Below are 16842 nucleotides of genomic sequence, written 5' to 3'. Positions count from 1 at the left end.
ACCCTCGCTATTCTGGCCTTCAGGCGGAACATCCCGCATTCCATCAGGAGGTAAGGCACATGACTAAACAGATAAAGCTCGGCGCTTTTCTGCCCGGCGGTGGTCAACACATCGCGGCATGGCGTCATCCGGACCAGCCAGCAGATGGCGCAACCAGTTTCGAGTTTCATAAACAGCTCGCGCAAACGGCCGAACGCGGCTTGTTTGACGCCTATTTTCTGGCGGACGGTCTGGCGGTCCCCGCAGCCGGAGGAACCGAAGGCGGCAGCGCCAAAGTGGCCGGTTTTGAACCCGTCACCTTATTCAGCGCCCTCGCCCCGTTAACCAAAAATATCGGCTTTATCGCCACCGCCTCCACCACTTATGAAGAGCCCTACAACCTGGCACGCAAATTCGCCTCGCTGGATCTCATTTCCGGCGGTCGTGCAGGCTGGAACGTGGTGACGACCGCGACCGACGCCGCCGCGCACAACTTTAATCTCGATACGCAACATCCTCATGAATATCGCTACCAGCGTGCGGCCGAGCATGTTGATGTAGTGAAAAAGCTGTGGGACAGCTTTGAAGACGACGCATTCATCCGCGATAAAGCCTCCGGCGTTTTCTTTGATGCGCAGAAGGTGCACGCCACACATCACCGGGGAAAATTCTTCAAGGTGAAGGGCCCACTGAACGTGCCACGCTCGCCGCAGGGGCAACCCGTGATTGTCCAGGCCGGCCAATCCGAGAGCGGACGCGCGCTGGCCGCCGCCACCGCCGAGGTGATATTTACTTCCCATCAGCATCTGCACACCGCACAGGCGTTCTACCGCGATATCAAAACGCGCGCCAGAGCAGCAGGCCGTGACCCGGAGCACGTGTTGATCATGCCGGGCGTCGCGCCGTTTGTTGGCCGCACGGAAGAAGAAGCGCAGAAAAAGTACCGCAAAATTACCTCGCTGATTGTCGAGTCTGACGGTATTGCATTGCTCAATGGTCTGGTCGGAGGAGCGATCAATCTGGCGGACTACGATCTCGATGGGCCGCTGCCGCCTCTGCCGGTGACGGAAGGGATGAAATCGCGCCCGGAGCTGATCCGCCAGATCGCCGATGAAAACAACTTCACCCTTCGCGAGCTCTATCAGTGGGTCGCCACCGCCCGTGGTCACTTTACCATCGTCGGCAATGCCGAACAGGTGGCCGATACGCTCCAGCAGTGGTTCGAGAACGAAGCCGCCGATGGGTTTAACATTCTGCCACCGTGGCTGCCGGGCGGGCTGGATGACTTTATTGAACTGGTGCTGCCCATCCTGCAACAGCGCGGGCTGTTCCGCACCGCGTACGAAGGCACGACACTGCGCGAAAACCTCGGGCTGCCGTTTGCCGAGAATCGGCACTCCCCCTTGCACCGCGCCAAAGTCGCCTGAGGAGTGAATGATGAGCATGTTATATCCCTCCACTGGCGCCCCTCTTTCCCGCCCGCGTGCGGCGGCAAAAACCGCGGCGCGTTGGTCCACGCGCAGCCTGAACTTTTTCGCTCGTTACGGGTTGCTGATGCTTTTCTTCGCGGGCTGGCAGGTCGCCAGCAGCGTCGGTTGGCTGAACCCGGCGGTGATCCCACCGCTCGATAAAGTGGTGCTGGCATTATGGAACGGCGTTCATTCCGGCGCATTATTGGGCGATATCTCCATCAGCCTGCAACGCGCCGGGCTGGCGTTTTTCTCGGCGGTGATTATCGGTATTCCGCTGGGCCTGTTTATGGGGCAAATCCGCCCGATTGAACGCGCGCTGGATCCGATTCTGCAACTGTTCCGTCAGACCTCCGCGCTGGCACTCTATCCGGTCTTTATTCTGCTCTTCGGCCTTGGCGAAACGTCAAAAGTGTTCGTCATCTTCTGGGCCGCGCTCTTCCCGGTTCTGTTATCAACCATTAGCGGTGTGAAGCAGGTCGATGGCAAGCTGCTGGAAATGGCGCGAACGTTCGGCGCAGGCGAACTGACGCTGTTCCGCCGGGTGATCGTTCCGGCCTCAATTCCGGGCATTTTCGTCGGCCTGCGTCTCTCCGCCACCACCGCCCTGCTGCTGCTGATTGCCGCCGAGATGATTGGCGCAAATCGCGGAATTGGCTTCCAGGTGATGAACGCCCAGTACAATTTCCAGATCCCGCTGATGTTTGCCGCCATCTTCCTGCTGGCGCTGGCCGGGCTGCTCGCCAATACCATTCTGGTGTTCCTGCAGCGCCGCCTGTGTCGCTGGAATCCGCGTGACCAGTAATGTTTTGCACCACCCACTATAAGAAAACACTCATCGCAGACAGGAACAGATCATGAAAAAAATTCTTCCGCTTTTTTGGGCGACCACGCTGATGCTCTTTGGCGCCTCCTCCACAGCACAGGCGCAGGATGCCGTAACGATGCGCTATATGACCAGCCACGGCGGCATTTCGGCCCATGAACTGGCGGATGCCTTAGGGTATTTCAAGGGCACAGGCATTACCTTTAAAAGTGCCGGTTACGCCAGTGGCGGGCCAGAATCGCTGTTCGCGCTGGCGTCTGGCAGCATCGATATCGGCTCTGCAGCCACACCTGCGGTGATCAACTCCATCGCCGGAGGCAATCAGTTTGTTGCCGCTTATCCGACCAACGGCATCGATGCCACCACCAAATCGATTTTCTACGTTCGGGAAGATAGCCCGATTAAATCAGTGAAAGATTTGGCGGGGAAAAGCATTGCTATCAATACGTTAGGCGCGCACCTCGATTACACCGTCCGGGAAGCGCTGCATAAAGCCGGGCTACCGGAAAAAGCCGCGCGCCTGGTGGCTGTACCGGGCCCGCAGCTTGAACAAACTTTGCGCTCCGGCCAGGTGGATGTCGCCGCGTTTGGCTACTGGCAAACCACCTTTGAAGGTGTCGCCCGCAGCCACGGTGGCCTGCGCCCGATTCTTAATGACACAGAAGTGCTTGGCCCTATCGCCGGTGGATTTACCGTTTTGCGTGCGGATTTCGTCAAAGCACACCCACAGGCGGCGCGTGACTTTGTGCTGCAATCGGCGCGTGCACTCGATTTCGCCCGTGAGAACCCGGAAAAAACGCGCGAAATTCTGGCACAGAAGCTGAAAGAACGCGGCGAAAACCCGGAACTGGCGAAATATTTCACCGGCTACGGCGTGCGTAAAGGCGGGCTGGCGGAAGATCACGATGTACAGTTCTGGCTGGATGTTCTGCAACGCGGCGGTGTGCTGCAAAAAGATCAGCTGAAAACCAGCGATATTCTGTTAAAAGTCTGAGGAGACCGCCATGACGATCCCACACACGAATTTACCGCGCGGCGATATCGCCATTCGCCGTCTCCATAAAGCGTTTTCTCTCGACGGCCAGCCGTTTGATGTATTTCGCGATTTGAATCTGCATATTGAAAGCGGGCAAAGCATCGCCATCGTCGGGCCCAGCGGCTGCGGTAAAACCACCTTGCTGCGTATCCTTGCCGGGCTCGAGCAGCCCGATGCCGGAGAGGTGGTCATCGACGGGCGCGCAGTACAGGGAATGAGCCGCGAACGCGCGGTGATTTTCCAGGAGCCACGCCTGCTGCCCTGGCTGTCGGTGCTGGATAACGTCAGCTTCAGCCTGGACGTACAGGGCAAGTCAAAAGCACAGGCGCGCCTTCGTGCACAGCAATCCATTGAACTGGTCGGCTTGAGTCAGTATGAAAATGCCCTGCCCGGCCAGCTTTCCGGCGGCATGGCCCAGCGCGTGGGTATCGCCCGCGCGCTGGCAATCGACCCGGAAATTCTGCTGCTGGATGAACCGCTCGGCGCGCTGGACGCGATGACCAAAATCACCATGCAGGAAGAGCTGGAACGCATTCGCGCCACGGAAAATATCACCATGATACTGGTGACGCACGACCTGGAAGAGGCGATTTATCTGGCTGATCGGGTGTTGATTTTGCCGAAAGTGAAAGGCAACCCCATCAGAATTATCGATGTGAATCTACCCCGCCCGCGCGAACGCAGCGACGGCGCATTTGTGGAACTGCGCCAACAGTTGATGGCGGAGTTTGGCCTGCACTGAAATAACGCCCGGCAAAGGCCGGGCGAATCTCACAACACTTTACTCAGAAATGCTGCCGTGCGCGGGTTTTGCGGCGCGGTAAAGATCTGCTCCGGCGTTCCCTCTTCCTGAATAATGCCCTGATCGATAAACAGCACGCGGTCAGCCACTTCTCGCGCAAAGCCCATTTCATGGGTGACGATCACCATCGTCATCCCTTCCTGAGCGAGATTTTTCATCACTTCCAGCACTTCGCCCACCAGCTCAGGGTCCAGCGCGGAGGTTGGTTCATCGAACAGAATAATGGAGGGGTCCATCGCCATCGAGCGGGCTATTGCTACGCGCTGCTGCTGACCGCCGGACAGGCTGGACGGCCAGGCATCGATTTTGTCGAGCAACCCAACTTTGCGCAGCAGCACTTCCGCACGACTTATCGCCTCGGAACGCGACAGCCCTTTCACCGACATGGGCGCCATAATCAGATTTTCCAGCACCGTCATATGCGGGAAAAGATTAAAACGCTGAAACACCATGCCGACGCTTTCACGCATCTTATTGAGATTGGTTTTCGGCTCATGAATGTCAAACCCATTCACCGATACTTTACCGTCATCAGGCGTTTCCAGCGCATTCAAACAGCGCAGAAAAGTACTTTTCCCGGAGCCGGATGGGCCGATAACGCACACCACTTCCTGAGGCTTAATCTCGCAGGAGATCCCGCGCAGCACGTGAGTCGCACCAAAACGTTTTTGCAGATTTTCAATGTGAATCACTTTTGCTCAACCTCTTTTCCATATGCTGGACCAGCAGCGACAAGATAAACGTCAGGACCCAGTAGATAATCGAGATAGCCAGATACGGTTCCCAATAGGTGGCATACGCGCCAGAAACCGTCCGCGCGGCGTAGGCGAGATCGGCCAGGCCAATCGCCGAGGCCAGCGAAGAATCCTTCACGATGGCAATCGCATTATTGCCGAGCGGCGGCAGAATACGTTTAAACGCCTGCGGCAGGATGACCTTGCGCATAGTTTTGCCCCACGTCATACCCAGCGCGCGTGAAGCTTCCATCTGCCCGCGGTCGATAGACTGAATGCCGGCGCGGAAGATTTCAGAAACATACGCCCCGGCATTGAGGGTAATCGCCACAATGCACGAAAGAAACGCACCGTAGTCCGAGCGCAGCATACGGGCGAAATCGACCGACATGATGCCGCTCGTCACCAGCACGCCATCGCGCGGGTTTATCAGCAATGGCACCAGCGCGAAATGCACAACCATAATCTGCACAAAAAGCGGCGTGCCGCGAAATGCGCTGACGTAAATACGCACTGGCAGTTGCACAAAGTAGCGCAAAATAAAGCGCCACGGGCCATGCTCGGCTTTTGCCATCCGCCCGAGGCCAAGTAATAACCCCCACAAAGTGCCCAAAATCACACAGATAATGGTGCATTTAATGGTCATCCACGCGCCATCAACAAAGAGCGGCGCATACTCCTGGATGATTTCCCAACGAAATCCGGTCATGACACATCCTGTCCGTTTTTAAAATAAGTATCCGCGTTGTTATTGCGCAGGTAAGACAGGCACATCCGCATCAAACCACTGGGTGTAAATTTTGGCATAAGTGCCGTCGGCAACGATTTTCTTCAGGCCAGCGTTGATTTTGCCCAGCAGTTCATCGTTCCCTTTGGCGACCGCGATACCAAAATATTGACGCTGGAATTTGGCATCCTGCACCAGTTTAAAGGCTTTTTCCGGGTGATTTTTGATGTAGTACTTCACCACGCCGACATCGCCTACCGCCGCGCCAAGGCCGTCTTCATACAGCTCCTGCAACATCAGCGGGGTATTATCAAAACGTTTGATATCGGTGCTGTTTTTTCCCAACACATCCGAAACCACGATATCGCCGGTGCTGGAGTTCACCACGCCGACTTTCTGGCCTTTCAGCGTGGCGAGTGAATTCACCGCAGAGTCTTTTGCCACCACAATGGACTGATCGGCCGGGAAATAAGGCGCAGAGAAGTCCACCATTTGCTGACGTTTGTCGGTGATGGTAATGCCGGAAATAATGATGTCACGGTCGCCGGAGTTCAGGGTGGCGAAAATCCCTTCCCATGGCGTATTCACCAGCTTGATGTCAAAACCTTCCGCTTTAGCGATCGCTTTGATGATATCGATATCAAAGCCTTCCAGCTGTTTTTGGCTGTTTTCGAATTCAAACGGACGATAGGTTCCACCAGAGCCCACTACATAGGTTTGCGCCGCCGCGACAGTTTGCGCTGCCAGCGCCGCCAGAACACATCCCGCCAGTGCTATTTTCTTCAACATGATTCATCCCCTAAATAATCAATTTTGTTAATTATGCGATTTTAATGAATAAAAATACACTAACAGTTTTATGAACTCAACCATGCGCGGGTTCGCAAAAAGACTTTTCGCATCGAAAAGTGTCAGTCCGCTTTCTTTTCGTCCATTCCCTTTTTTCCGTGCGCATCAAACAATTAACTGACTTCGACACCTGCATTCATCACATAACAAGGGAGTAACCCAATGAGCGAATCACATCAAACTCACGACTGGTTAGGGCTTGCCGGGCGCGTCTTCGCGGTTAGCGGCGCAGCAAGTGGAATTGGTGAAGCCATCGCCACGGCGCTGGCGCATCAAGGCGCGGATGTCGCTTTGCTCGACCGAAACCCCGAAGGCTGCGAAGGGGTAAAACAACGACTGTCGGCATATCCAGGGCGACGTTTAGTGGTGGCCTGCGATGTAAGCAGCGAAGCGCAAATCAAAGAGGCGGCGTTGAGCGTACGAGAAAAACTGGGGCCGTGCCGCGGGCTGGTGAACGCCGCCGGAATTTTGCGCCCGGCTGGGCTTGCGGACATTAGCGTTGAGCAATGGCAGGCTCAACTGGCGGTCAACCTGACCGGATATTTGCTGTGCGCGCGCGAGTTTGCCCATGATATGCGCAAGGCGGGTAGCGGCAGTATTGTGCATATTGGCTCCATCTCAGGGCGCATTCCGCAGCCGTGGAGCGGCGCGTACAGCCCGGGCAAAGCGGCGGTTGGTTTGTTATCGCAACAGATTGCCGTGGAATGGGGGACTGATGGAATACGCAGCAATGTGGTAGCACCTGGGATGATCGAAACGGCATTGACCGCAGACTATTATGCGCAGCCAGGCGTACGCGAGAGCCGCGAAGCCTTTACCGCCAGCCAGCGAATTGGCAAGCCGGAAGATATCGCTAATGCGGTACTTTTCCTGCTGAGCGACAAATCAGGGTATATCAATGGCGCGGAACTGGGCGTCGATGGCGGCCTGCCCACCATGCTGATGGGGAAACTGCCGCGACCCGGGTTTACCGGAAAATAAAAACAAACGCCTGCCCGCGACTAGGCGTGGGCAGGCGTCTCGCAGGCTGCGGTTGGTTTGTCACGAAATCCTCGTGGGGAGGCGCCTGTTGCGCGGCGGAAAAAGCGTGAAAAATAGGTCGCATCGCTGAAGCCAAGATAATCTGAAATTTGACTCACCGTCATGCTGGTGTACAGCAGGCTACGTTTGGCCTCCAGCAGCAGGCGCTGATGCACTACGCTCAGGGCGCTACAGCCGTGAAACTCCCGGCACAATGTGTTGAGATGAACGCCGGACATGCCAATTTCACTGGCGTAATGCGCCACCGGAAAGTGCTCGCGATAATGATTTTCCACCAGTTGATTGAAGCGACGAATGGCGGCGCGCTTGCGCTCGACTTTGTCGCTGGCGCTCGGCTGCGGTGCGGCCTGGCGGTTCAGCCATACCATCAGGGCGCTGAGCAGGGAGTGGATCATCATATCGCGCGCATCGTTATCGGCCTGGTATTCCTGCTGGAGCGTCTCGAAGAGTGACTGAATTTTCTCTCGCGAATTACCGACCGGGACACAGGTGGCCTGATTTAACACCTGGAGCGGGCGGCCAAACTGCTGCTCGAACTGCGCCACCAGCGGTGCGGCGAGCGAGAGGGAAAAACCTTCCGTTCCGGGTGAAAAACGAAAACCGTGCACGCAAAGCGCGGGGATTATCTGGATGCAGGCGTCTTTGAAGGTGTGCGTCACGCCTTCGATTTCAATTTCGCCCTGCCCTTTGTGGACGTAGAGAAGCTGGATGAGATCCGTATGCTGATGCACGCGGATACACCAGTCATAGAGGCTGCTACGGCTGTGAATGGATTCACAATGCAGCAAATCCGGCGTCGGCCAGTGCAGGCTTTCACCGTAGAGCTTAAAGACCGGAATGCTGTTGCTCAGGTTCATGGTGCCTCCATTGGATAGAAATCATGGGGAACATCGGCGTGCGCATTTTCCCCTCACCCTAACCCTCTCCCCGAAGGGGCGAGGGGACTGATGGTGCTCAGTTGCTCGTCCTGTGCCGGTTTTCTCCCTCTCCCTCAAGGGAGAGGGGACTGATGGTGCTCAGTTGCTCGTCCCTGCGCCGGTTTTCTCCCTCTCCCGGTGGGAGAGGGCCGGGGTGAGGGCATCAGCGCGCACATTCCATCGTTGCCCGAATTAACCGCGTCTCCTGCGCCACAATAAACGGTTCCGACGCTTTTAAATAGGCGGCGAATCCAGGATGCGAGTCGCGCAGCCGGCTACGGCGTTCATACTCCGCCAGGCTTTCGTACCCCCACAGGTGAACGAACTGGTTCTGTGGCCCCACAAAACTCGTGTAGAACCCCAGCGGATGCCCCAGCGTTTCCAGCAAAATCGGCATCGCCAGCGAATCAAAAACCTCGATGAACTCGTTCATCTTACGCAGGCGAATGGTGTAAATGCGGTGATCGACAATCGGCATTGTATTCATTTGGCCTCCTGGGTCTGATGCGTCGGCCAACCAAGCGGCCCGAAGCGGTCATACGGTTTCGGCCACGGCGGCGTTTCGCCGAGGGCAATCGCGGCATGAATCGGCCAGTTCGGGTCGTCGAGCATCCCGCGCCCTATCGCAACCAGATCGGCCCTTCCCTCTTGCAGGATCTCTTCCGCCTGCTGCGCTTCATAAATCAGCCCTACGGTTATCACTACCGCCTCCGGCAATGCCTCTTTTACCGCTGCCGCAAACGGCACCATATAACCAGGTTTATCCGCCGGCGGGGTTTGGTTGTAGATATTGTAGCCGCCAGAAACATGAAGATAATCATAGCCCAGCGCATGAAGTTCGCGGGCAAACTGCACCACCTCTTCCAGCCCTAACCCGCCTTCTGCGAATTCACCGCCGTTGAAACGCACCCCCAGCAGTTGCGTTTTCGGCCACACGTCGCGCAGCGCTTTTGCCACCCGCAGCGGGAAACGCATTCGGTTTTCCGGGCTGCCGCCGTAAGCATCCTGGCGCTGGTTGCTGAGCGGCGACAGGAACTGATTCAGTAAATAACCGTTGGCGGCGTGCAACTCAACGAAATCGACGCCCGCTTCCCGCGCACGCAAAGCCGCTGCGACAAAGCCGTCAATAATGCGCGTCATGCCCGCTTCGTCGAGTTCTTCCGGCACCCGCCAGCCGGGTTTGTAAGGAATGGCGGAGGGCGCGACCGTCGGCCAGCCGCCCTCTTCGTCAGACAGAGAGGCGCCCTGATTGCGCCACGGCGGATTGGTGCCCGCCTTACGCCCCGCATGGTTAAGCTGCACACCGATTGGCGTGGCGCTGTAGGTGCGAATATCGTCCAGCAGCTTTTTCAATGCCTGCGCCTGTTCGTCATTCCACAAGCCGAGGCAGTGCGGCGTAATACGTCCATCCGGCGTGACGCCGTTTGCTTCACAAATCACCAGCCCCGCGCCGGAAATCGCCAGGCCACCGATATGCTGGACGTGCCAGGGCGTAGCAATGCCATCGCTGGCGGCGGAATATTGCGACATCGGCGGGACGACAATACGGTTGGTCAGCGTTAACGGCCCTACGGTAAGGGGCGTAAAGAGTGTAGACATAATTATCTCCGAATTCAGGATGCTTCACGCTGAGGCAGCGCTGTGGTTTCACCGCGTGCGGCAAGGGAGTTGGCGGCGATATACCCGAAGGTAGCGGCAGGGCCGAGGGTGATACCCGCGCCCGGATAACTGCCGCCCATGATGCTTGCCATCTCATTCCCGGCGGCGTACAGGCCGGGAATGGGCAGGCCCTGTAAGTCGAGCACGCGCGCTTCACCATCGGTTTTCAGACCATGGAACGTGCCCAGGTCGCCCATGAACAGCTTCACGGCATAAAACGGCCCTTGTTCAATGGGCGCAACGCAGGGATTAGGCTGATGATTGGCATCGCCGAGATAGCGGTTATACGCCGACCCTCCACGGCCAAACTGGGTATCTTTCCCACACCGCGCATCAGCATTAAAGGCGGTAACCGTATGATTTAACGCGGCAACGGGGACCCCCATCTTCTCTGCCAGTTCCGTCAGCGTTTTGCCCTTCAGCAGATAACCGTTGCGGGTATAGAGCGAAACGGGCAATGGCGCAGGCTTGGCGAATCCCATGCCATATTTACGCAAGGCTTTGTGGTCGCAGATTTGCCACGCAAAGGTTTCATTATCGTCGCGGCAGGTTTCAATCATGGCGATGCCGACGTCATGATAGGAGTCCGCTTCATTGCAAAAACGCACACCGTGGCGATTGACCATGATAAAACCCGGTTTGTAGCGATCGACCAGATGCGGGAAGACAAATTGCTGGCGGCCAATCTGTACTTTCGATGCCGGGATCCATGCCGCACCGTTCGGATAGCTGTTATCAAAACGCGCGCCAATGCGTTCGGCCATTGCAATACCATCGCCGGTGTCCGCGCCCGGCGGTGTCGGTGAAAGCTGAATGCCGCCACGTTTAACGTGCGGATACAACTTCTTCAGCCGTTCATCATCGCGGGCAAAACCACCGGAAGCCAGCACCACCCCGCGCTTCGCATACAGAGACACTCGCTCGCCGTCGCGCTCAGCCACCACGCCGCGTACCACGCCGTTTTCCACAATCAGTTCTTTAACAGCCATCCCGGTATGAATCGGCACGCCCAGGTCACGCGCCGAGCAGGCCAGCCGAGCCACCACCGCATTACCCCCGTTAGCGGTAATGCCGCGACCATAGCGAGCAATTTCCAGCAGATGGCGACTCAGCCGTTTCAGCACATAGACGAAAGATGTGAGCGAACGGGTGGCATTGAAGAAGTGTTTGAGATCGTTGTTTGACGAGCTGAACATCATTCCCATAAAGGTGATGGTGCGTAACGGTTTACGCAGACGTTTCATGTCATCGCCCAACTGACGGATATCGAACGCTTCCGGCACTACCGAGCGCCCACGCATCACGCCCCCCGGCGCATCCGGATGGTAATCGGGGTATTGATAGAGGTTGCAGCGAAAATGGGTTTTCTCTTCAAAAACACGCAGCATCTGCGGGGCCTGTTGCAGAAAAGCCTCCACCAGCTCCGGGCGATAGCTCTCGCCCGCTTCACTACGCAAATAGGTACGCGCCGCATCGGGAGAGTCCTCAATGCCCTGTTGCTGCGCCAGATGATTGTCTGGTATCCACAGCACGCCCCCGGAAAACGCCGTGGTGCCGCCGAAAACGGCTTCTTTCTCAATGACCTGTACATCCAGCCCATTCAGGCCAGCCGTCACAGCCGCCGAAAGCCCGCCTACCCCGCTACCGACCACCAGAACGTCACACTCGCGTGCCGGTTGCTTCATCGCCATAAGCCTCTCCCCTTATCCCACAAAAGGAGATGCTTGCCAGGATTGTTCATAGGATACCTCGCAGATGAATGTTTTAATTTGTTTAATTTATGTTTTAATTTTGTTTCATCTGCATTTTTGACAGGCTGAAAGAGAAAAAGAAGGCCAGTTTCTAAGCAAAACTTGCACTTTTCGACAATGACGCAGAAGTGTGGAGTGAATCAACGTTTTTGGCAGGAAAGAAAAAACCGGTAGTGGCGATGATGCCACTACCTGAAGGGGAACATCAGAATGCGTATTTAATGCCTAACATACCTTGCGTATCGCTGTAGCCTTTATCACCCAATTGCTGAGCAACGTTGCCCCAGATATGCAGGTTTTTATTAAGCTGGCCTTCAACACCGACTTTCACTTCACCAATATTACGCGTGCCTTCCTGGTAGCTGGAGACGTTGTTCATGGTGACGCCATAGGTTTTAGTGTTGTAAATCCAGTTAGCTTCAACAAACGGCTGGAAATCACGGTCTTTTGCATCATCAATCGCGTTATGTCCTTTGATGAATGCCCTTACGCCCAGACGCGTTTGCAGGTTACCGTCACTTTTATCCTTAACGCGTGTGCCATTGGCTTCTGTATGGTTGTCTGCCTGCACATCCATCCAGGTTACCTGGACTTTCGGCTGTACCCAGTATGTTGAACGTTCACTGCTGCCGGTCAGGAAGCTGTAACCACCTTCCACCGATGCGGTGATACCGTCAGAATCATACTTCTCACTGGCAAGCCCCTGACCTGAAACTGTGTTATCGAACCAGTTATAGAGGATCCAGCTATCAAGATATGTACCGGTTTTATCAGCTTCATTGGCATACCAGGTGCCGTAAAGCCCCACGCTGTATCCCGTTACCTGTCCACGAGAACGGTAGCCTGTGACATTCGATTGCGTATTACTTTTGCTATTACCGTAACCCGCCATCGCGCCAAGGTGCCAGCGGTCCTGGCCGTTGGTGCTCCACGCAGCGAGATCGCCGCCTAACTGCACGACATAGCGGTTACTTTGCGTTTTCAACTGTCCCTTCGCCGTATCAAAGCGGTTGTGCCCACCGACCTGACGCAGCCACAGGCTGGTCACCTTCTCTTCGCCTGTTAACAGATCGGTATACTGTGTGTCGCCCACGCGATCGTGCAACCGGGTGTTAAACATCGTGTTAGCCGCCGCCAGGTTAGCGAGATAAGAGCCGCTTTCAGGACGATGGGTTGATGGGCCAGGGTGCACCGGATCGGTCGGGTCGGTTGGTTCTGTTGGATCAACCGGGTCCGTTGGATCAACCGGGTCTGTTGGATCGACTGGGTCTGTAGGGTCCGTCGGGTCGGTTGGATCAGTCGGTTGCACTGTGTTGGTCAGATACCAGTTTCCGGTGTTGCTGCCTTCCCCACGCCCCAGAAAGTATTCGTAACTTCCCGCCACAATACGCCCGGACTGAACAAACTCACCGTCGGAGCTTCCCCCAACATTAACGACTTCAATACCGTTAATGGTTTTTGCTCCGCTACCGCCCGCATTATTAATAACCACGTTGGTCGTGCCGGAAGTATCACCCTCAACAATCAACTTATCCGTTAATGAGTTATCACTACCCAATACGGTATTCATCACCAGCGTACCGTTATCGCCGACGTAGTCACCGTTGATGGTGAGCGTATTTCCAACGCTGGAACCCGCCAGTTGAACTGTGCCGGTATTATTTAACGAACCGAGATTCAGGTTGGTCGCACGGTTTGCGTCACCGTAGCCAGAGATCGCCGCCAGAGCGTTATACGCGGCGATCACGCCGGCATTATCCACATGACCCACAACGTTGCCGGTTCCTGACAGAATACCGCCAGTCCCTACCGTGACATCACCGCCTAGTGCTGAGGACGCCGTATCCATTTCTCCCACTACCAACGTGCCGGATGCCACTTCAGTGGTGCCGCTGAAGCCTGACATCGAAGAGCCTACACTTAATGTACCGCTGCCGTTTTTCAGCGTCAGGCCGCTACCGGTGACGTTATTCGCCAACATCCAGTCAGTTGCGTTGTTAACGACCAGGGTCCCTTCCGTTGCGACATCTGCGCTCCCCAGGTTTTTCGCTTCAGAAACCTGCAGTGTTGCCCCCTCATCCACCTGGAAATGGCCAGAAAAGTGGCTGTTGTCCCCCGCAAGCGTGATATCTGTGCCTTGCTGAGCCTGAACGTTACCCAGCCCGGCAATCGCTACGCTTGCCACACCTACCGGGAGCGATGTCCATGCGGCATTGTCACTGCTCAGGTTGCCAAAAGTCAGCCTATCGGCATCCGTTGTAAGGGTGATCCCCTGCGCACTGTTAAAGGCGCTGGCAGCGTTCAGCTTGAGTTCGGCACCACCAGTGAGAGCAATCTGTCCGGTAAAATCATCCTGAGCTCCATTGACCAGAACGACGCTCGGATCAATGTTCAGAGAACCGTTACCCGCCAACGTACCCGCTTCAATCATGCCTCCGAGGTGATCACCTGCGGCACGCTGGCTATCGGTGATAGTGAGTGCCCCTGAGAGAGTCATCTGGCTCCCTTGTGCCGTATTCAATGCACCTACAGCCTGATTGTAACCCTGCATGTCTGCCGTTGTACCCGCATCCAGATTCAGCGCCGAGGTCTGACCAAGTACGTTATTGTTGGCCAATACCAGCGTGCCTGAGCGCACATCGGTTACGCCGCTGTAGCTGTTACTTCCGTTGGAGAGCGATACCTGCTGGCCTGTACCTGCAACAATGGCCAGGTCGCCTGTACCAATTACTTTTGCCCCCAGGTCGGTTGCCGCCCCCGTCGCCCCGGTAACAGGCGTCAACACTAACGCCTGCTCACCCGTGCCGAGCAGGTTCACCTGTTGAAGTCCATAATTAACATACAAACCGTCAGATGCTGTTCCCGCTGTCAGACCGAAATCATAGGTGCCTTCCGCCACAGTGACGCCATCCTGAGTAATACCCAGCGTGCGTGCATCGGAAATCGCGTTACCATTTTGATCGACTAAATCGATAGCGCCGCCGGTTCCCGTGACATTGCTGGCACTGACCAGTTGTACCATCGCCCCCTGGTCGTCCTGCTCAAGCAGCGATAAAGACGTATCCGGTACGGGTTGGCTGTTGTTGAAATCTGCCGGAACGGTGACCTGTACAGTGCCGGTACCGGTGATATCAAGTTCACCCGCCGTAATCGTGCTGACGGCTTTTTTATCGGCAGGGACATTCGCATTGAATATCGCCTTCCCGCCGTTAAAACTCAGGCCACCAATTTGTTGATTCGTATCGGTTAATGAACCATCGCCTACCGTGGTGATGTTGCCGGCATCAAGCCGTAACGTGGCCTGGCTCAAGGCGGAGGTATTCTCGCCTGTAAGCGCAAATGAGTTATTAGCCAGTGCCGCCGTACCGGTAAACGCTGTGCCGACCGCTGAAGAGAAATTAAAGGCTTCGCCGTTGTTCGATGCAACTAACAACCCATCGCCGGTCAGCGCGTTGTTGAAGGTAAACGCGCCGTCGGCAAGCGTGGCGAGCGTAGCGTCGAGTGCGATATTGGCTACACCGCTACCAAGATTTACCTGTGACGTTGCCGTTGTCGGGTCGAGTTGTAATGTGCCCTCTTTTACATTCGTGCCACCCGTGTAGGTATTGACTCCCGTGAGCAGAAGCGTGCCTTCACCCGTTTTGCTGAGTGATCCCGTACCGGAAATCACTTCACCAAGAGTGTTGTCATAACCGTTAGTGTCAACTGCTCCACCGCCGCCATTGAGTACAAACTCATCGGTGCTGATATTCGCGACGGTGTCATATTGCAGCGTTGCACCGCTATCCAGGTTGAGCGAATTCAATACCGAGTCACCCGTCATGGTCCAGACGCTATTATCGCCATTAATCGATAAATTCAGCGTGCCTGCATCAGCCGTATCGGAATAGGAGTTTGTTATCCCTTTAAAAGCACTTCCTTGCGCCATATTGAGGGACACAAGGGCTCCTTTATCGCTGAGAATATTGCCATTGATAGTGTAGGCACCCGATGTCTCAGCATTAGAGGCCGCATCCCAAGATTTGATTAACGCTTCACTCCCGGTGGCATAGATTGCAGACCCCGTCCCTACGCTAATATTTGCATCTTTCGCAAGATAAATTGCAGCAGTTTTATCTGCAATTGTGGAGGAAGCAAAAATCCCGTTTGCGGTTTTCCCTGTGGCTGAAATATTCACATTACCCAGTGAGATCATCCCCGCTGCGCGGGCATAAACCCCATGCGCATTATTGCCGACGGTAGTTATCTTACTGTCGCCATTGATATATATTTCGGCTTTGCCTAATGGCGTCGTGCTATTTTCCGTATCCTGCCCTGCATACACGGCATATCCCGACCAGGTCGCTCCTGATGAGGTAGTCTCTATAGTAGACTGACCATTGAGCGTGATCGTTGCCACCGCATTTGCGCTGCCTATTGAGGCATTGGCACGAACGCCCATTCCTGTTGCTTTGATATTGGTTTCATTATTTATAGTGACTTTGGCGTAGTTCGCAGTAAGTTCTCGTCCAAGGTTAATCCCATCGGAACTGAAGCCGCTGGTAACGGCATTATAATTTTCAATTTCGACCTGCCCGCCGCCATTTTTAGTATGAATGCCGTCTGACAGCATGCCCGTTGTGTTGACAGTGAGATCGTTAAATTTGTACGTTGAACCATCGTTTAAATAAATCGCCCAACCTTGTAGCGGACTCGTTTTTGCCGTTACTCCGGTAACGATGTTAACTTCATCATAATTTGTGTAATCGCGTCCTGCGCCATTGGGATTATTCGAACCATAGTAATAGAGTGTGCTTGTGGCATCCAGTACAGCCGCATTGGAGGCTGAGATATAGCCTCCGGACGTCATTAAAGCAAATGATATATACAACGCAACCTTATTTGGCCTTAGAGGTATCAACATCATAGAGAGCTCCTTGGGTTTCCCCTCATTGTTAAAAGCATTAGAAATAAACAATGTTCTTTGATGTAAATAATAAACAATGGCCGTATTCGAGGAATACGGCTAACAGGAGACAATAGCCAACCAGAGCATCTATCGGACAAACCAGA

Annotated in this window: 13 protein-coding genes; 5 read left to right on the top strand and 8 right to left on the bottom strand. The window is 55.2% G+C overall.

Going from position 1 to position 16842, the window contains the following annotated elements; translation table 11 throughout:
• The first annotated feature begins 59 nt into the window (after nt 1-59).
• The 4 genes from NMC31_RS00165 to NMC31_RS00150 are packed head-to-tail and all read left to right on the top strand — an operon-like array spanning nt 60 to nt 4052.
• A complete protein-coding gene (locus NMC31_RS00165) occupies nt 60-1406 on the top strand; it encodes an LLM class flavin-dependent oxidoreductase (protein ID WP_253896562.1) in 1347 nt (448 codons plus the stop codon).
• A 7-nt stretch (nt 1407-1413) separates the two neighbouring features.
• Nucleotides 1414-2253, top strand: a complete 840-nt coding sequence (locus NMC31_RS00160; protein ID WP_253896561.1) for an ABC transporter permease — start codon at nt 1414-1416, stop codon at nt 2251-2253.
• Nucleotides 2254-2305: 52 nt separating this feature from the next.
• On the top strand, nt 2306-3268 hold the full coding sequence (locus NMC31_RS00155; RefSeq protein WP_253896560.1) for an ABC transporter substrate-binding protein: 963 nt from the start codon (nt 2306-2308) through the stop codon (nt 3266-3268).
• Between the two features lie 10 nt (nt 3269-3278).
• The gene (locus NMC31_RS00150; protein WP_253896559.1) at nt 3279-4052 is read left to right on the top strand and encodes an ABC transporter ATP-binding protein; all 774 of its coding nucleotides are present in this window, start codon (nt 3279-3281) and stop codon (nt 4050-4052) included.
• A 29-nt stretch (nt 4053-4081) separates the two neighbouring features.
• On the opposite strand, the gene NMC31_RS00145 is transcribed toward NMC31_RS00150, so the two are convergent.
• From NMC31_RS00145 to NMC31_RS00135, 3 genes are read right to left on the bottom strand one after another with little or no spacing between them, the layout of a single operon-like run.
• Nucleotides 4082-4804, bottom strand: a complete 723-nt coding sequence (locus NMC31_RS00145) for an amino acid ABC transporter ATP-binding protein (RefSeq protein ID WP_149464309.1) — start codon at nt 4802-4804, stop codon at nt 4082-4084.
• Nucleotides 4791-5555 carry an amino acid ABC transporter permease gene (locus NMC31_RS00140; protein ID WP_253896558.1) on the bottom strand — a complete coding sequence of 255 codons (765 nt, stop codon included), beginning with the start codon at nt 5553-5555 and terminating at the stop codon, nt 4791-4793. The genes NMC31_RS00145 and NMC31_RS00140 overlap by 14 nt, the downstream gene beginning before the upstream one ends.
• A gap of 39 nt (nt 5556-5594) precedes the next feature.
• Nucleotides 5595-6362, bottom strand: a complete 768-nt coding sequence (locus tag NMC31_RS00135) for a basic amino acid ABC transporter substrate-binding protein (RefSeq protein ID WP_253896557.1) — start codon at nt 6360-6362, stop codon at nt 5595-5597.
• A 222-nt stretch (nt 6363-6584) separates the two neighbouring features.
• On the opposite strand from NMC31_RS00135, the gene NMC31_RS00130 reads away from it, so the two are divergent.
• Nucleotides 6585-7403, top strand: coding sequence for an SDR family NAD(P)-dependent oxidoreductase (locus NMC31_RS00130; RefSeq protein ID WP_253896556.1), 819 nt, complete (start codon nt 6585-6587; stop codon nt 7401-7403).
• 20 nt (nt 7404-7423) lie between these two features.
• Here the strand turns inward: NMC31_RS00130 and NMC31_RS00125 are convergent, their stop codons facing one another.
• The 5 genes from NMC31_RS00125 to NMC31_RS00105 form a co-directional block, all read right to left on the bottom strand.
• Nucleotides 7424-8320, bottom strand: a complete 897-nt coding sequence (locus NMC31_RS00125) for a helix-turn-helix domain-containing protein (RefSeq protein WP_149464305.1) — start codon at nt 8318-8320, stop codon at nt 7424-7426.
• A gap of 223 nt (nt 8321-8543) precedes the next feature.
• Nucleotides 8544-8867 carry an NIPSNAP family protein gene (locus NMC31_RS00120; protein ID WP_149464304.1) on the bottom strand — a complete coding sequence of 108 codons (324 nt, stop codon included), beginning with the start codon at nt 8865-8867 and terminating at the stop codon, nt 8544-8546.
• Nucleotides 8864-9979, bottom strand: coding sequence for an NADH:flavin oxidoreductase/NADH oxidase (locus tag NMC31_RS00115; RefSeq protein ID WP_253896555.1), 1116 nt, complete (start codon nt 9977-9979; stop codon nt 8864-8866). The genes NMC31_RS00120 and NMC31_RS00115 overlap by 4 nt, the downstream gene beginning before the upstream one ends.
• A 14-nt stretch (nt 9980-9993) precedes the next feature.
• Nucleotides 9994-11730 carry an FAD-dependent oxidoreductase gene (locus NMC31_RS00110; RefSeq protein WP_253896554.1) on the bottom strand — a complete coding sequence of 579 codons (1737 nt, stop codon included), beginning with the start codon at nt 11728-11730 and terminating at the stop codon, nt 9994-9996.
• 265 nt (nt 11731-11995) lie between these two features.
• The gene (locus NMC31_RS00105) at nt 11996-16696 is read right to left on the bottom strand and encodes an autotransporter outer membrane beta-barrel domain-containing protein (protein WP_253896553.1); all 4701 of its coding nucleotides are present in this window, start codon (nt 16694-16696) and stop codon (nt 11996-11998) included.
• Nucleotides 16697-16842: the final 146 nt, after the last annotated feature.

The organism is Pseudocitrobacter vendiensis, from assembly GCF_943590815.1.
Taxonomy (GTDB): domain Bacteria; phylum Pseudomonadota; class Gammaproteobacteria; order Enterobacterales; family Enterobacteriaceae; genus Pseudocitrobacter; species Pseudocitrobacter vendiensis.
The sequence above is the reverse complement of the archived record's forward strand: the minus strand, read 5'-3'. Positions and strand labels throughout refer to the sequence as shown.